This window comes from Rhodococcus sp. USK13, assembly GCF_018343855.1.
GTDB classification, from domain to species: Bacteria; Actinomycetota; Actinomycetes; order Mycobacteriales; family Mycobacteriaceae; genus Rhodococcus_F; species Rhodococcus_F oxybenzonivorans.
Genome location: NZ_CP069241.1, coordinates 360,524 through 376,921, shown reverse-complemented (window position 1 = coordinate 376,921; position 16,398 = coordinate 360,524). Strand labels below are relative to the sequence as shown.

Below are 16,398 nucleotides of genomic sequence, written 5' to 3'. Positions count from 1 at the left end.
TCAAAAAAAACACTGACATGCGGTTATATTTGCGGCCTTACGTACGGCCTTAAATACGGCCATATGCACCACCCGTGCGATGCCCATAACTCCAGCCGTGTGAGAGATCGTGCCTCTCACCTCATTCATCACCTCTTGCAGAGGGGCATTCATGACCTAGTACTCGGCCTTTGACACCACCTTTCATACCGCCTTGTACATGGCCATTACGAATGGTTCCCGCACGACCTTGTACACGCCTTCTTCACAGGCCACGTATCCGACCTGAATACAGATCAGATGTCGCACCCTCTAAAAGACCATCTATCAAGGCGGTTTGCATGGCCATGACTCTGGTCTTTCTCATGGGTCGTGGGAACGCCTTACCAATGGGGTGTGTCGATGGCCGTCCACCCGGCCGCATCGCCGTAGCCTGCTAGGCATGTCGCCAACGCAGCCCCCGCGCAGTGTGCTTGTCGCCAATCAAAAAGGCGGTGTCGGTAAGAGTTCCATCGTCTCAGCCGTCGCAGGCATGGTGTCTGCTGCCGGCCGGCGGGTGCTCGTCGTCGACGCCGACCAGCAAGCGAACGTCACGTCCTCGGATCTCGGTGTCGAGGGGGATCGAGGGAAGGGGCTCAGCATGGCCCTTCAATACGCGCATCCGCTCGAACCGACGCGAGACGTTCGCCCGAACCTCGACCTCATTCCCGGTGGACCGGCGCTCGCAGTCATCGGTGCCATCGCCGCCACAGCCGCTCAATCAGGGATGGACCTAAGGGGCAACCTCGTCTCCACCCTCATTGACTTGCAGTCAGCCGAGCAGTACGACCTGATCCTCATCGACTCCGGACCAGGAGACGCGCCACTCCTCGATGCCCTGCTGGGGACCGCGCGATACCTGCTCGTGCCGACTAAAGATGATGACGCCAGCTTGTCCGGTGTGGAACTCCTCGCAGCGCGCTACCTTCGAGCCCGCAAGAGCGGTTCCCTCATCCAACTTCTCGGTGTTGTGCTTTTTGACGCGAATCCCCGCGCGACCGCCCGCAACCGCGAGGTATTTGAACAGGTAGAGGAGCTACTCGAAGGGAGCGGCGCGGCCCCGTTCGAAACATTCATTCGGTCTGATCGCGCAGCCGCGGTCGATCTCCGGATCCGACACATCACGCCCTCGGAGCTGGTTGCAGTCGCAGAGGATCCATTGAAGAACCGGATACAACGGCTACGCGAAAAGAAGAACATCGCGGAACGTTTGTGGTCCCGCGACCCTTCCGGACTCGCCAAGGACTACCAATCTCTCACCCGAGAGGTCCTCAGTCGGCTCTCTGCTGCGGAGAAGGACGAAGTCTCCGGGGGAGTGGCATGAGTGCACGACGCAGAAAGGCCGCATTCGATCCCGGTGCTCTCGGCGATCTCGATGACTTACTTCCCTCGCTGAGCATCGTCACCGAAACAACAGCGGACTCGTCAGAGACGCAATCAGCGGCCCCGGAGAACAGCAGAGAAGACAGTCCGCTCCAGGTCGATGCGGAACCCACCGCTGAGCCGCCGCAACCGGCACCAGGCCCCAACGAAGAGTCGAGTGAGGCAGAAGAACTCGAATCAGAACCCGCCCTGCCTCAACCGGAGGCGACAACACTGGTCGCTCCTCCCCGCCGAAAAGCCAAACCCCGCAGCGACACCGCACCGACACGGGTCGCTCCACCCGAGGTGTATCTACCCCCAGCCGTGTACACGGCACTGCGCGAACTGACCCTGGAAGAGCGTCAACGTGACCGGGCGACCGCGCGCGCCTACGGCCAGGTCGTTCTGGACGCGGTCGAAAAGCACGCCCACGAACTTCAACGTCATTGGACAGCCGAGCCTGTACAGACCAGCGGGGGCCTCTTCAAGAGACGCGACGTCGGCACCCAGCCTCGGCGGCGCCGGCACAGCGAGATACAGGCACGCGTACCGCTCGCCGGAATCATCGCATCAGATACCGCCACGCTCGATGCGCTCGCTGAGGAATGGTCTGCGGGTAGCCGCAGCGCATTGGTCGAGCAAGCGTTGCGGCTGTATCTCGACGTCCGAGCGGACTGAGAACACCAACTGGGCCCTCGAATGGCCAGAACGGTCGCTGCTGTCCCCGCCATCGTCGATACCGACGGCGATCCCATGCCGACACCGGGACGGACTAGTACCTGTGCCTCGATGGGGGACCAGCCCGCTCTGTGCTGCCAGGTCACGGTTCTCGGCACAGACTCGGCGACTTCAACGACCAACCCCACCGTGTGTCGCGTAGCGCTCCCATTGGCCCCCAGAGACCGGCATGTCGGTGAGAGACACCGACACTTGCTTCAGCGCGGCGAAGATCCCTCTTGAGGCACCCCAGCCAGGGAAGGACCTACGTCGGTAGGGCGACACACAGCGTTCCACACTTCGTCACCTACTCTCGGACCGCGTAACAGCCCACGCTGCCTCACACCGCCTTGCCGGGCTCCAGAGGCTCGGCGTCAGGCTCGATCGCGCGACCATCGTTGTAGGTCTCCGCAATCACTCTCAGTTGCGCCGCGAACGCCTCCTGCGTGAACTGCATCAGCGAGTACGACCGCCCAGTCTTACGCCGCACGAGCCGCACGGCAGCCCGAACGAGCGCGTGCAGATCATGGGGCACATTGACTGTGCTGGTCCCGCGCGAAGGCCGCATGTGCCGCCCAACATCGTTCACCACGGGTGGTCTCCAGCCCCTACGCGACTGCCGCCCGTTGTCCGAACAGCCCCAGCTTCTGCATATGAGTCAGCGCGGCTCGATAGTCGGCGGTAACCGTCTTCGCCCGGTAACCGTAGATCGGCACAGGAACGTAATTCGTGTAGGCCTCGTCCACGATGCTCGCACGACGGATCGGGGGCGTCACCCTGTCCCCATATTCGCTCAGCAGATCCTCCATCTGCTCACGGTAGACATCGCCGATCGGCGGGACTGCGCAGGGAACGATAGACAGCAGCGGCACGTCGACTCGGTACGTCCGCTTGATCTTCCGCAGTTCCTGCTCCAACGCCGGGATGCCCTCGTTCTCCTTACCGGACGGCTTCGTGCACGTGATCAGACCCCACGAACCGTACGGACCTTCCTCGTCGACCATCGTCGCGAGAATCCCAGCAATCACCAGAACGTTCAGGGAGCCGGGGGAGTCGATCAAGGTGACGTCGACTGGATCCGCCTCCTCCAGGGCGTCACGCAGATGAAGCACACCACCCGTCACGGCAGGTAACTCCACGATCAGCTTGTCGAGTGTGTCGCGTGCGGCGGGCACAATCGTGAGGTTCGGGATCTCCTCATACACAGGCTGGTCGCTTTCGTCGTACCCCCGCAACACCCGTGCTGGGCGCTCAACCTCCTTGATGGAAGCTTGACGCCGCAGGACGTCGGCGGCGGTCTTACCGGAGGCCTCTGGATAGCCGAGCCACGTACTCGCGTTTGCCTGACTGTCCATGTCGATGACTCGGACGCGGTATCCGTCCTGAGCAAGCAAAGTGGCGGTCGAGGTGACCGTGGTCGTTTTTCCAGCACTGCCTGACAGGGTTGCTACTGCATAGGTAGCCACAGGAACTCCTTGCGGTTAAGTATCTGAAATTGGATGTGTCCGCTTTGGGTGATGCACCGTGCATCACCCGCGGAGGCAATATGAATCGGTGATGCACCGTGCATCACCCCGATCAATCGGCGACACGCAATGCCCGGCGTGCGGCATCGAGGCGGGCTTCCTCCCACGCGGTCGGCCTGTACCCGGCGCGCTCGGACAGCAGATCCAAGTACGTCAGGTCCGATGGCCCCCACTCCTCCGAGTCATTGGACGCCGCAAGTTCGTATCCCGCGACAGCGCAGGCCCAAGCGATCTCACCGCGACGCTTCTCGTCACCGTTCTGAGCGTTCATTCTGAACTCGGTCGACTCGAGACCTTCCAGTCCCAAATACGCCTGCGCCAGACGCCACCCCTCCGCGCTCGTAGCCAGAGCGGAAACACCGTAGGCGTACTGGTCGATGAAGTAGGTCACCAACTTCTCCCGCGAAGGAACGGAAGCCACAAGCTTCTTGCCCGCTTCTCGACGCGCCTTCTGTGCTGCCGCCCGAGCTTCCGCAGCTAACCTCGCAGCCGATTCGCTGGCATCCTCAGCACCGTCAACGGGCTTGTCGACCGCATAGAAGACCAGCGTCCCCTGGCTGGAATCGATCGCGCCGACAACGTTTGCGCTTCCGAGATCAACATCGGAGACCTCAAACAGTCGATGCTCATGGAAATTATCGCCGAACCGCTCGCGCGGATCCACGATCTCGAGTCCCGCGGCCAATGCCTGCTCCCGAGACTTTCGCTCGGTCAACACGCGTTCAGCGGCGCGAGTCGGACTCATTCCCCGATCAGCAATCAGCGCGAACGCCGCAAGTTGCTCGGACCGACGAGCATCCGTGCCCTGAGCCGGGTCGGCCTTCTTCTGCCAACTACGGGCAGGACCGTAGGGGAGCGCCCCCGCCAGCGCGGCACCTTCGGCGCTACGGATGGCGTCCTCCGCGATCGCTGCCTGGATCTCGGGCACGAGCAGCAACAGCGAGAGCCGCCGCGATACCGTTGCTTGGTCGACACCGAGCTTCTCGGCGATGGCACGCTGCGACAATCCCAACTCGGAATACCGAGCGAACATCTGGGCTTCCGCGATTTCAGAAAGATCTTGGCGCCCAAGATTCTCGAGCGTCATGGCATCGAGGTCGCCATGATCATCCATCACGGCGTCATCGATCACCGCGGGAATCGTCGCCAGGCCGGCCGCGATAGCGGCCGCACGGCGGCGGTGCCCATAGATGACCACGTACTCGGCATCGTCACCGATAGCGTTGGCGAGGTCAGGCCGTTTCGCAAGGAATCCCTTGCGTGTCACCAATAGCCCAGGGACCTTGATGCCGTTGGCCTTAGCCCCATTGACCAGCTCGTCCCACTTCGGGTCGCCAGCCTGAGGCTCGGACCTGTCCGGGTCGTTGAACGGATGAGGGACGGTCTGAAGTACCGGAACTTGCACCACGGTTTGACCATCAGCCGCAGCCAATCCGGCGAGCGCGGCGGTAATGCCGCCAGAGTTTGTGTCACCATTTACTGGCGTAGTTACATCGGACGACGCTGCGGCCGCGAGTTCCTCGCTATCTTCTCCGCCAGCGAACTTCCGGAATCGACTCGCAGTCTTCCTGCCTGCCGGTTTACGAGCGGCCGGCTTCCTCTTGGTCGCGGCCGGACCCGTCGATTGAGTGGTAGCCACCATTTCGGATGTCACTCCGGCGTTCATCACTCTCCATTCTGTGCGCATGCTTTGCATGTATTCAGAAGGAGCGTACTGGGACAGGGGGCTGCCACCCGAGATCTCCAGCGGCGTGTCGCACAGCGGTGATGCACCGTGCATCACCGCACTGGAGGAACCCGATCGAGTCGAGCTAACGCGCGCCAATAGGTGAGGGTCGCTTGATTGAGAGCACATCCAGTGATGCACGGTGCATCATCGCGGACGTAACGCAGGCAGGCCCTATTCACTCGTGTCCGCGGACCGGCACCTCCACACTTTAAGCGAGCCAGTCTCCGCCATCAGTTCGACGAGTGCCCGCACGTATCGGCCACCGTCCGCCCCTCGCCTAGGCCTGCGACCGTCGGACGGGTCGTGAGCCGATTCGCTCGGTCGCGATAAGGAGCAAAATGGATGGCCGAATCACTACGTCGGCTGGCATACGCCCATCAACGCCGACGACTAGAGGAGGCTCCCTCTCGATATGCGTCTCCGGTGATGCACCGTGCATCACCGGAGGCAATTCCACCCACATATACCCATGCCGAACGCCCACCCCCTCGGCGAGAAGAACGGGTGATGCACCGTGCATCACCCGTTCGTCTCGCTCGAACGTTCGGCACGCATACGCGTTCGGTCCGTTTACCCGGAACCCAGAAACGCGCCATGGCACCACTTGCTAGCCGGCGTGGAGCGTGGCAGACGGGTAGCGAAAGGTCGATGGATCGGCTAGATCAGTTCCCTGCTATCCGGCAGGGGAGTTCCTCGCGGAATGCGGCACACTTCGACGGACTGGGTCCGGCACGGGTACGGCAACCCCGATCGCGGCGGCCGTAGGTCTCGCAACTCGGGCGCCGTTCGGCCGTGGCTCAATCCGGGCCGGCAGGGATGGTTCTCGATTCGGCGTTGGTTGTTTCACTCATCCTCCCGCCGCCCCGATCAAATCGTCGGTGATGCACCGTGCATCACCGAGGGCGTCTACTCCGCCAATTGAGACGAAACTCAAACTTGCAAGAGTCTGGTCTCGACGCGCTACCAACACAGCACAGTCCACGAACCGGCGACCGTAGACAGGGTTCCGGCGGAGTCGAGCGTGACCGTTTGCGCTTCCATTCAGAGTCATTGGTTGGTGCCGATAAGCCCAACCATCACCCGCCGGCCGAAAAGGCTCACTCGACAGTGTCCGGTTCCAACTCGATGGTGCCGCCCACTCATGAGAAGGCGCTGCGTCCAGGAGGCGGCGAGCGCTCTAGATCATGACGACCGTCCGCGTGGATATGTTCGAGTACTTGGCAGGGGTTACCAGTCCCCGCCTCCTTATGGCGGCTTAGGTCACCACGATCAAATCGAAGCTCTGAATACCCACAGTGCACAGCCACCCAGGCGATGACAGGTCGGTGCACGGATGATGCCCCTCCGCCAGGGAAGACGAACCCTGCTCTGGGGTGCATCGATAGTTGCCGCACACACCAGCTGCAATCACGCGGCATTCCGGGCGGACCGGCGCGCGAGCCGTCTCGGACTACCCGGTGAGATACGAGAGTTTCGATCACTACTCGGAGCTCAGAGGTTGCGCGTTCCGGTCAACCCCAGAGAGCGGTCAATAGCCATGTAGCACTCCGCCGTCTCACTCTTTCTCAACCACCGCGAAAGTCACACCTCCATATGCACGGAACGGACCCGAAGACGCCCGTCACCACAGCCAACAATTCAATGTTCCAGCTGGGGGAGTGGGCACCACCTAGAGCGGCAAACGTACAAGCACTGCAGACGCAACAACACACAGCAAGGCCACGTCCATCACCGCGACCTCCGCGCCCGCGGAGGTCGCGGAGGTCGCGGTTGGGTGAAGACGGCCAGTTCCTTCTCGTCGGGCGAGCGTCGCCGCGGAGGATGGGTCCGAACCCTCGAGCGCGAAGGGAGTTAATGCGATGACGAAGTGCCTGACCTCGTTCCCGAGTAGTGCCATGGTCGTTCCCGACGAGGATCGTTCGGCAGTCTCGGATGCATCGCACGCGACGGACGGGAGGCGAAAGCCCACCCGGCGTCCGGCGGTGGAATCGACGAGAGGGTTCCGCCTGTCCTGGCCGATGAGGACAGCACGATGGTAGTGGCGACGTACTCGCAGACGAAGCACCTCGAAGGCGGCTACACGGTACTCGAGTCGCCGTCCCGCGAGGCGGCACTCGAACGGACGGCAATTATCACGGCCACCTGCCGGTTCCCGCAGGACGTGCGCGCCTTCCAGTTCGATCCCGCCAGCTCACGGGATCCGACCTCCTGGAAATAGTGTTCGGCTTCGGCCAGGCCCCTTCTAGCCCAACTCCACCCACAAACGAAAGACCGGGATACTTGCCACGGGCGCCTCGACTGGATCACCGCTCGGGGCAATGGGGCGTTCAAGACGACTTCCCGGGCCCAACACACGGCTGCCGAAGAGCCGTCAGGGCGGGTCCAACCTGCTCCCCATCTGGGCTGTCCGCGCCCAGAATCGACGGCGAGCCACATCTGAACTGCGGCTCGAGCTCGGACAGGACGCCCCAGCCCGCAAATAGCTGAAGACTCTCGCCCCTTCCTCACGCCCCCGCTCCATGCGAGTGGCCGGTGCCGACAAACCTTCACCAGGCACGGGGCAGTATTCAGATTCGCGTATCGGCCTTATGTCGCTCGAGAAACCTCGCCGCGAACGCCTCCCGACACCGCTGACGATGCTCTGGAGCTGCAACCAAGCGGTCACTGCGACTCAGACGCGCATCGCGATCAGCAATGCGCTGACGGGCCTCCTGGGCGGCTTTTTGGGCCATCTCGGACGGAGAGGGGCCGTCCCAATCGATCTGAGTCAATCGCCAACGGAGATACCCAATCGGCCGCTCGATGCGCTCCGGCCAAATCCAGCCTCTCTGTTGGGTGTCACGTGTGAGTTCCGCGGCGATGTCCCGCCCACGCCATCGACTCACATCGACGCCGACACTCGCAAGAACGTCACAGACTGCGCCGATGTGCCCAGCCGATTCGAACGCTGGTGCATAAGAGACCAGCTCAGCGGCTGTGCGCTGCAAGTCGATCGGTCGCGGCTGCTGCACCACGGTCTTCGGGTTTCTTGAATGCTTGCCCGCGCGCGTCTGCGCGCGTTTTGGTGATAACTCTCTAACAAGAGATAAGAACTTAAATCCCCTGGAAGGGGATAGGGGGCCACGAGCACCCAGCTGTGGATAACTCGAGCGAGCCGCATCCTTCGACCGCCGGACCCTCTTGGACAGCGACTTCACTGCCCGCCTAGCAGCGATCACCAGCGACTTCGGCGACGTTAGTGCCCAAACGGAGGCCGCGCGACGTTGAATTCGCCCATGGTGTGATTCAGCAGCGTGCGATTCGTCAGCTCTCAAGTACCGTCCTCGCACCATCTCGCGGGCGACGGAGAATGTTTGGAGGGCCCTTCTGGCACGTTTCACTACCGACACGCTGACTCCGCTGCGGTGAGCGATGGTGTCCCTCGAGGCGCATACCCGACGGCCCGTCGACCGCTCTGCGAACGAGGCCATCGTCACAGCTACGGCAAACACGAACTCTGTGCTGACCCTGAATCGGCGGCAAACCTCACGTCCGGTCGAGGAGTTCAGCATCTCGCGGACCTGGTGCTGCCAGGCCGCCCGCCCGGTCCACGCCGGAGTCGATGCCTGTCGGCCAGGGTCAACGGGCAGCGACCAGGAGCGGCCCCGCTGCTGGCTTTCCATGTTGAGCCGCTCGACTTGATTAACCCGTTCGACAGCGGCGGAGACGAGTGCGTTCCATTCGATGTCAATGGGCGAGGGTGACTCACTGACAGGGGCAATCTGGACAGAGTTGACGGAAATTGCGACCGCAGAGGTCGCAGAATTGGGGTGCATGACGCGCCTTTCACGCACCCTTAACCAGGTTGTTGCCGTGAGTCGCTGGCATCAGCAGCGGGACATGGCTTACCCTGGCAAGAGCGCACGGTATCGACACAACTGCTCGCGGGACTGCCAATCACAGGAGCGGTCGTGTTGGAACGGCCAAATATGAGCGGTGGGTCTCATCCGGAAAGGGTGGGACCCACCGACGTTTTCCCTAGTGGAAGAGGCACCCCCTCACGGCGTGCTTGATCGCCGGAAGAGCCGGCGGCAAAGTGTCTGCGTCCACGGAATTCCCACGTCGACGCTGAGATGAGACGTCACGGACACCAATATCACGTCGTGTCGCGTGCGCACGACGAATCGCGCGTTCTATACTCATAGAAGGCAGACCTCCTCCATTGCGTGGCGGTTTGTACGACGAGCGGAACCCCCGGAGCTGGCGAGCGAAGGGGGGTTTCGCCTTTTCTGGGCTCTGTTCAGCCCGTCATTGGCAACTCTTCCTGTCTGGCCTGCGCCGGAATCGCTGGCTCGTTCTCGAGTGCCAGCTGAACGAGCGCGATCATTCTGTCGGTGATTGTCTTAACCCGACCATCGTCAACCGGTGCGAGAATCCGGTCGGCGATCTCCGCGGGAAACTCAACCCCGATATGGCGAACGGCGACGTCGCGGGCTGGGCGCCCGCCCCGACTTTTCCGAGTTGTCATACCTTAAATCCTGCTCTTTCGGTTTAACTAAACCGCGCAGCGACACGCCGAGTTAAATAAAACCCGAAAATGACGCGCGGAAGCCCTCCCGACGTGAATCTGGCTCCGAATCGTATGCGATCGGGACCCTGCCCAAGACAAAAATATTTGATCAAACAGCTTGGCGTCCGGGTAGGTAATGACACCACCCCTGAAACGTCACGTGATGAAAGAAAGTAGGTGATACATCGAGTTACGCACGACTTCGGGATGGCGAGTCAAGGCCATCGGCCGCCGGGCATCGCGGTATCTTCTGCGAATAGGTCGAGGCGGCAGGGGTTTCGGTGCTACGCGAACGCGACGCTCTACCGGAGCACGAAGGTCGAGCGTCAGCCCGGGCTCGACGACGAAGCGTAAGCCGTCAAAACCCCCATATCCACATAATTCCAAAATGGAAGAGTGTCTCCACCAAGTTGAAGCGGTCGTTGCTCACCCATTGCAGTTGTTCTCGAGTATGAATAGGTCGTAGCGTTTGGCCGCAGCCAGCCAATAGGGTGTCGGCACCCCACTAAATGGCTGTGTTGCGTGATCGACCATATCGTGGGCATCGCCGAAGTGAGGTCTTCTAGCTGACTCCGTCCGGTGGTTCTTACCCGAATGTTCCATCGGTCCGTCGCCGGCCTGATTTACAACGAATAGTGCGCTCCCACCGATACGCAGGATGAGCCGGTCGAATCCATCAACGTGGCTGAGCTGCAGATTTTGCGCGTGTTGATGGTTGCTCGACTGGGGATTGCCGGTGATTTCGCGGTGGACTTCACGTGCGTCGTTCCTCATCTGTTCTTGTTGGCGACCCGCCGAGATCGAAGCGGTCCCCGCGAGCAAGAAGACAACTCTGCAATTTTCGGTCAACCAGGTCGGGGGTTGCGAGCAAGGGCAAAGGTGGCGACTGGCGAGCTTTCGTGCGGGTCGCATGAGTCCGATGCTGCGTCCTGCAGGACGATGCACGAACCGACGGGAATTCACGACGGCCAAACCATACTTGTTGGCAACCAGTGTGGGATGCAAACGCTTCAATCCCACGGCGAACAGCGGTGCGTCATTGTCGACGAGCTTTCACCGGAGGGGCGTTGCTCATTCCTTAGCTAACGGAAGGGTTGCAGTTGATTTGGTTGGGCATATGGACGCGCCCGCGAAACCCTCTCGCGACATTCGAGTCCGATTGGGAGTCCAGAAATAGACTGCGTTGGCGCGACTCCCAAAGCCGCGCCAAACGCAAGCTCCGCGATGAGATGGGCGGTTGATGGTGCCCATCATGGCGGTTCGACTCCCAGGAAGTCGCTTCATCTCCCTCGATCGCGATATTGATGGAACGGGACCGATCCCATGCAGGGTCGGTAAGTCACCGTGATGCACGCTGCATCAGCTGGATGCTGGGTGATGCACCGTGCATCACCCGCGAGGTGACCGATCCGGAAGGTCGTCAAGCTATCGACTTCCCGGATAGCAGAACGGATTAGCTGTTACCGTTTCCAGATAATGGCCGCGACAAATGGGGTGCGCGTAACGGATTCAAATCTGGCGAGTGGCAGTACTACTAAGATCAGCGACAGATGGCCGCACAGGCGGGCGACCTGTGCGGTGCTCCTTCAAGCAGCCCAACCGCAGATGGTACGTCGAGGCAATGCGAAGTAGATCGCGGCAAGGGCGAGACGATTTGGTGTGCGGTTGTCCACGATCGGCCCGACTTTATGGCCGCGCCACCGATGATCATGCGAATGGGGGCGGGAAGTCCGCCGCTCGGGGCCTGGGTCATCACCGGTCCTCAATAGCGGCGTCGGATTGCTGGAGATGAGGGAGAGCATACGCAGGTTGACCAAGCGGGATGCGCTATGACCATGCTCGCTGGCTGGGCGAGCGGTAGCGGGGCGCCAGGCGCTGCGACACGGAAGGCCAGCGGGAAGAGTCGACTGGGCGGCATGCGTGTTGGGTAAGACAAAGCGCGAAATGAACTGCCCCTCGCTCTGTGCCACGTTTTCGCTCTTGTCTGAGTAGCGGTCACGCGGTGATGCACCGTGCATCACGCGGTAGGCCGGTGATGCACCGTGCATCATGCCGTACGGCGGGGATGGTGGAGCATCTGCACGAGCCGAGGGACAAGAACTCGGAACGGGTTCGACCATAATGAGAGTCGGTATGGCGCCCAGGCGGATAGCGGCAATCGCTAGAGCTTCGTTTCAAAGGAGCGGCTTGATGAGGCCTTCGCCCGCTTCTGCTCGCGAAGGTTGTGCCGCGACATCGAGGTCGGGCGAGTGGTACATGCCCCCGGAAGGGGTCCTATTCCTACGGAAGGGTAAAGTTGATGACACCCGAGTCGACGATTCTATAGAAGTGCAAGTAGTTCCACTGCAATGCAATTCGATGCCTGTGAGACCTTCGGAACACTCGCCGATCACTATCAGGATCAGGCTTGGTGGTTTCTTGAGGGTTGGAATGGGTTTTCATACTCGAACTGGGAACGGGGGTCTGCACCGTATCGCGAAGACGACCGAAGGGTGCATTGTCGCCGAAGTCGGGCACGCGGGACCCCGCCGGAGCTGGCGGACGGCGGGGCCGCGACACCGGCAGTCGAGGATCGGTCATGCAGCGCGAAGCGTGACGGCTGAACGAAATTCAGCTCACGGGTTGCGGCACCGCCGTCCTACGCATCGGATCAGCCGGTGCGAGACAGATCGTATGACGCACACAGCGTCCATCCCGAGAATGTGTCGTACGCCACGCACCGTTTCCGGTAATGGTTGATCTCGGTTGGGTGCCACTGTCGACCACTTCGATCTGTTCGGGCTGCACCCAGCGAGCGGATTGAGAGCGAAAGGCGGCTCGCATCAGATATGTCCGGACCGATACTGAAGCTGCTGATCCGCTCCCGCTACACATCAAGTTGGTGGTCGCGCTTCAGTGGTGCCGGCGATGAGTGGGATCGAATGTCGTTCGCGGTTAGCGTCACTGGACGCATCCTGGCGGGTCGCTTTAAGAATCACGATTTGGTCGGTACGTTCGGCGACGACTATCGCACCTACCGCTCGAAGGTAACGATGGGCGTCCCGCGGATCGGCTCCAGAAAGTGGTAGTGCCAGAGGTTGCCGACGACGTCGATGGCCGTGGCGGTGCCGCAGTACCCGGTCGGTCATGCTCGACGTGTTTGTGATTGTTGGGATCCGGCCCAGTCGCGGATCAACGGGTTTAAGAACATGGGACGCGAGCCGGGCGGCCAACTCTGAAGTTCTTGGGCTTCGAACGTGAGAACTGCGGACCCCTGCGACATCGAGACCACCCCCGCAATCGCCGGGTGGTTCGGCGCGGACTCTGACAGAAGCCGACGTCGGTGCGACGGCGTCAGAATCGAAGTCACTGGCCTCGTCCTCGCTTGGTCGGTCAGGTGAGGAGTATTTGGCTGCGGCCCGGGCCCTTATGTTTGTCGCCGACGCTATAGTCACGCGGTCGTCGATGTCGATCAGGCCGTACGGTGGGCAAAGCATGATTCGCTGTGTTCCCCGGTTTGCCCTGATAGAGCTGTGCGTCGTAGTAGCGCTCCATCAACCCGAAAGTTGTCCCAGCGCAACTAGTTGACGAGCTGGTGCCCAGATCCGTGCGGGTAAGCAGGGGCCAGCCCTCAGCGCGGTAGCGATCGTCCAATCACGGTCCCGGCGAGGAATTCGTAATACTGGCACTCATCATCACCCATCCCGCCGACCAGAACGGACAAACGGCTCCGCCCGGAAGCCCGAATCTTCGCCTCGATGGATGAACAGGTGCCCCTCGAGCATTGCGTCACCCACCAGAGCAGCCCAACCACGCCCACTGACCTGGTCGCCGTCGTCGTCCCCCTCCCAACTGAACTCCACCGCGGTGCGGGACTCGCGTTCGGCGTTCCGGCAGTCCATCCAACCGCGGACGGCGACGAAGCCGAACTGGCCGGTCCCGTCGCCAGCGAACTCGATGAAGCCAGGTTCGACGAGGTCGATGGCATCACGGTCCCACGCCTCCATCTCCACGATCCGCCACCGACCGATCAGATTCCTCACATGTTCTCCAACCATTTGCAGGCGTGTGCGGTGTCAAGATAGCCGCCGCGGGGAACGTTGCCCGTGTCGGGACTTCCCCGGCCCCGTGCCAGCTACATGCCGACTTCGCCGACGCGGGCACGCTTCGCGCCGTTGGTGTGCACCGAAAGCCACGGGGCAACCTGCCGGCCGAAGTCGCCTCGGTATTGCACCCCACGCACCACGCGTTCGAAGCGCACAACCGGGATGTCCTGTATCCGTCTGCCTTCGATGGTAGTTCTGGGAGTTGCTGGGTTCGGGGTGTGCGGCTTCGACGGCGCGGCGGGAGCGGTGTCCGGTGCGTATCGCCCTGACGCCGGGCAAGATGCGGCCAGGTAGCGGCGTCAGAGGACAGCGGCAATCAGGCCGGCAACGCCGACGATCGCGACGAGTACGAGAAGGGCCAGCGGGAACGATCCTAGAACGGCACACACGAGGGTCGTGAGCAGCGCCAGGCCGATGGTCACGGCGAAGCCCGCTTCCCATGACTCGAGAAGCGCCGCGCAGTGTCGCGTGCCGTCGTCCAAGTCGGCGTCGGGAGAAGTCTGTGTGGTGGGGAGATGCGGGCCGGCGGCGACGGTCACGGGCGGTGCGGATCCTTTCGAAGGTGGAGAACAGGAGGTGATGGGCTGGTGTGCCGATCACAGGTCCGCCAGCACCGGAAAAAGAGCGATAGAGGACATCGTGATTCCCGCGACTCCGGCGACGACTCCGAGCAGCGCCCGCAGCGATGCGGGCTCGTCGTCCGCTACACCGGGCTGGGAGGCGGCGAGTACGCCGCACACCACCGCGCTCACACCCAGGGCGAACCCGAGTCCGGACACCCAGAACGACGCGATGGACAACGCGCCCAGGGCGAACGACACGGAGGGTAACCGTGATCGCCCGTGCGGTACTCGCGGCCCTGCAGGCGTGGAGGGGCCTCCGTTGCTGTTGGCACCTGAGTGGCGCGGGGTAGCGGTCATGATCCCTCCTCCATTGCCTCGGGTGGCCCGGCCGTCACGCGACGAGACGGAGGTGCCCATCGATCCAGGGCAGCCGTCCAGTCACTGCCCCGGCCGGAACAGCTGCGATTGGGCTGCACCTAGGGACTGTGTTTGGGCCCAGAGGTTCTCGGGGGTCCGTGTCATCGGTTACGCCGAATTTAGCACTCGCGTCGGTAGAGTGCTAACGATTTCTGCGGCCTGTCGTGAACCGGGGACGTCGTCGCGGCGGCCAGGTTGAAGAGAGGCGCGCTACTTTCATTTTTCCCGGGCAGGGGAGTGCTACCGGGGTGAAATCCGAAGGCCTGCAGCACCGCATAGGTGTTCGCTCAGAGCCGCGGGCAACGTGTCGCGGTTTCTAGCGCCGTCTAGCGTTTCAACTGTGAGGTTCTTCGGTTCCGCGGAGCAGATTCACACGCAGGTACAGGCTCGCTGAGGGCTCAGAGGTCCCATAGTGCAAGCAGCGCGGTCCGCAGGCTCGGGGAGCGGACGTAGTGGTTGGTCCGCAGCCGTGAGCCGGGGTGCCCGAGGTCGGTCAGCGTCTTCTCGGCGTCGGTGAGGGGCGCAGGTGGCAGGTCGGTGCGGGTGCGGAGGAAGAACAACACCGCTCCACCTGACCGTGGGATGCGCATCGGATCGGAGGTCACCACGGCTGGCGGGTGGATCCACTCGTCGGTGGAGACGAAGACGATGACGTCGCCGCGCCGGATGGTGCCGGGTGTGTCGAGGCGGAGTGATTCGAGTTGGTACTTCGCTGCCGGCCCGCCGGCGGCGTTGTGCCGGTCGCGCTGCTGGTCGAGGATCTGTTGTTCGGTGTCGGTGGGTTCGTAATCGGCGGCGTGTGTGACGAACATCCGGGTCACCGGGGTGGGGAGGAAGTCTGTGTCGGTGCGGACGCGGCCGGTGACCCCGGGCAGTGGGACGGCGCGGCCGATCTCCCATTCGAGGATGGCGTTGTCGAGGAACACCTGATCGACCTCGGTGATCTCGTCGAGGTTGTCGATGAACTTGCGGACACCGGCGATGATGTCGGGGTGGTCGGTGATGACCACGGCGTCGTCGGCGAGTGTGGAATTTTCGGATGCGTTTGCCGATCCGATCACCGCCCGGGTGGTGGTGGCGATCACTTTGGCGTGCAGGGTCGGTGACGACAGCACCCGCACCCCCTTGTTCAGGTAGTACGCGAGGGCGGCGGGGGAGGTGGCGTGTGCCCGGATAGCGGCCTTGGAGGCGTTGACGACCAACAGGTCCCCGGCGCGCAGCGGGAGTAGCTTGGGTGCGTCCTGGCCGAGGTAGCCGATCGCGGCGTACCGTGCGCCGCGGGTGCGGATGGCGCGGGTGATGTGCGGCCACGGGCTCGGCCCGTGGAAGGTGGTCCCCATACCGACAGACGGTAACCCTCCACCGGCCCGGGCGGGCAATACGTGTCAATCCCGTCCCAACTGTCCCACACCAACTCTGCACGAACATATGC

10 protein-coding genes and 1 pseudogene are annotated in these 16,398 nt (G+C 62.3%); 3 read left to right on the top strand and 8 right to left on the bottom strand.

Annotation, left to right across the window (positions count from 1 at the left end; all coding sequences use genetic code 11):
- Window positions 1–421: 421 nt before the first annotated feature.
- On the top strand, window positions 422–1,342 hold the full coding sequence (locus JQT59_RS01725) for a ParA family protein (RefSeq protein WP_213571368.1): 921 nt from the start codon (window positions 422–424) through the stop codon (window positions 1,340–1,342).
- Complete coding sequence (locus JQT59_RS01720) at window positions 1,339–2,058, top strand: hypothetical protein (RefSeq protein ID WP_213571367.1); 720 nt, start codon at window positions 1,339–1,341, stop codon at window positions 2,056–2,058. The genes JQT59_RS01725 and JQT59_RS01720 overlap by 4 nt, the downstream gene beginning before the upstream one ends.
- A 379-nt stretch (window positions 2,059–2,437) precedes the next feature.
- On the opposite strand, the gene JQT59_RS01715 is transcribed toward JQT59_RS01720, so the two are convergent.
- The 3 genes from JQT59_RS01715 to JQT59_RS01705 all read right to left on the bottom strand — a co-directional run bounded on the left by JQT59_RS01715 (window position 2,438) and on the right by JQT59_RS01705 (window position 5,289).
- A complete protein-coding gene (locus JQT59_RS01715; protein ID WP_249353603.1) occupies window positions 2,438–2,689 on the bottom strand; it encodes a hypothetical protein in 252 nt (83 codons plus the stop codon).
- Between the two features lie 16 nt (window positions 2,690–2,705).
- Window positions 2,706–3,563: a ParA family protein gene (locus tag JQT59_RS01710; protein ID WP_213571366.1), complete on the bottom strand. Its 858-nt coding sequence runs from the start codon at window positions 3,561–3,563 to the stop codon at window positions 2,706–2,708.
- 112 nt (window positions 3,564–3,675) lie between these two features.
- Window positions 3,676–5,289 carry a ParB/RepB/Spo0J family partition protein gene (locus JQT59_RS01705; protein ID WP_249353601.1) on the bottom strand — a complete coding sequence of 538 codons (1,614 nt, stop codon included), beginning with the start codon at window positions 5,287–5,289 and terminating at the stop codon, window positions 3,676–3,678.
- Between the two features lie 1,922 nt (window positions 5,290–7,211).
- Between JQT59_RS01705 and JQT59_RS01700 the strand changes: the two are divergent.
- A pseudogene (locus JQT59_RS01700) lies at window positions 7,212–7,570 on the top strand (transcription initiation protein).
- Between the two features lie 2,757 nt (window positions 7,571–10,327).
- Here JQT59_RS01700 and JQT59_RS01695 read toward each other — a convergent pair.
- From JQT59_RS01695 to JQT59_RS01675, 5 genes are all read right to left on the bottom strand, one after another.
- Window positions 10,328–10,675, bottom strand: a complete 348-nt coding sequence (locus JQT59_RS01695) for a hypothetical protein (protein WP_213571365.1) — start codon at window positions 10,673–10,675, stop codon at window positions 10,328–10,330.
- A gap of 2,900 nt (window positions 10,676–13,575) precedes the next feature.
- Window positions 13,576–13,923: a hypothetical protein gene (locus JQT59_RS01690; protein WP_213571364.1), complete on the bottom strand. Its 348-nt coding sequence runs from the start codon at window positions 13,921–13,923 to the stop codon at window positions 13,576–13,578.
- Between the two features lie 362 nt (window positions 13,924–14,285).
- The gene (locus JQT59_RS01685) at window positions 14,286–14,525 is read right to left on the bottom strand and encodes a hypothetical protein (RefSeq protein WP_213571363.1); all 240 of its coding nucleotides are present in this window, start codon (window positions 14,523–14,525) and stop codon (window positions 14,286–14,288) included.
- A gap of 57 nt (window positions 14,526–14,582) precedes the next feature.
- Window positions 14,583–14,906, bottom strand: coding sequence for a hypothetical protein (locus tag JQT59_RS01680; RefSeq protein WP_249353599.1), 324 nt, complete (start codon window positions 14,904–14,906; stop codon window positions 14,583–14,585).
- A 458-nt stretch (window positions 14,907–15,364) separates the two neighbouring features.
- Entirely contained in the window at window positions 15,365–16,306 is a 942-nt protein-coding gene (locus JQT59_RS01675) for a phospholipase D family protein (RefSeq protein WP_213571362.1), read from the bottom strand.
- Window positions 16,307–16,398: the final 92 nt, after the last annotated feature.

Excerpts from the sequence above, each read along its gene's own strand:
- JQT59_RS01705 (WP_249353601.1), bottom strand. The coding sequence starts at position 5,289 with ATGAACGCCGGAGTGACATCCGAAATGGTGGCTACCACTCAATCGACG.
- JQT59_RS01695 (WP_213571365.1), bottom strand. The coding sequence starts at position 10,675 with ATGAGGAACGACGCACGTGAAGTCCACCGCGAAATCACCGGCAATCCC.
- JQT59_RS01725 (WP_213571368.1), top strand. The coding sequence starts at position 422 with ATGTCGCCAACGCAGCCCCCGCGCAGTGTGCTTGTCGCCAATCAAAAA.
- JQT59_RS01675 (WP_213571362.1), bottom strand. The coding sequence starts at position 16,306 with ATGGGGACCACCTTCCACGGGCCGAGCCCGTGGCCGCACATCACCCGC.
- JQT59_RS01680 (WP_249353599.1), bottom strand. The coding sequence starts at position 14,906 with ATGACCGCTACCCCGCGCCACTCAGGTGCCAACAGCAACGGAGGCCCC.
- JQT59_RS01720 (WP_213571367.1), top strand. The coding sequence starts at position 1,339 with ATGAGTGCACGACGCAGAAAGGCCGCATTCGATCCCGGTGCTCTCGGC.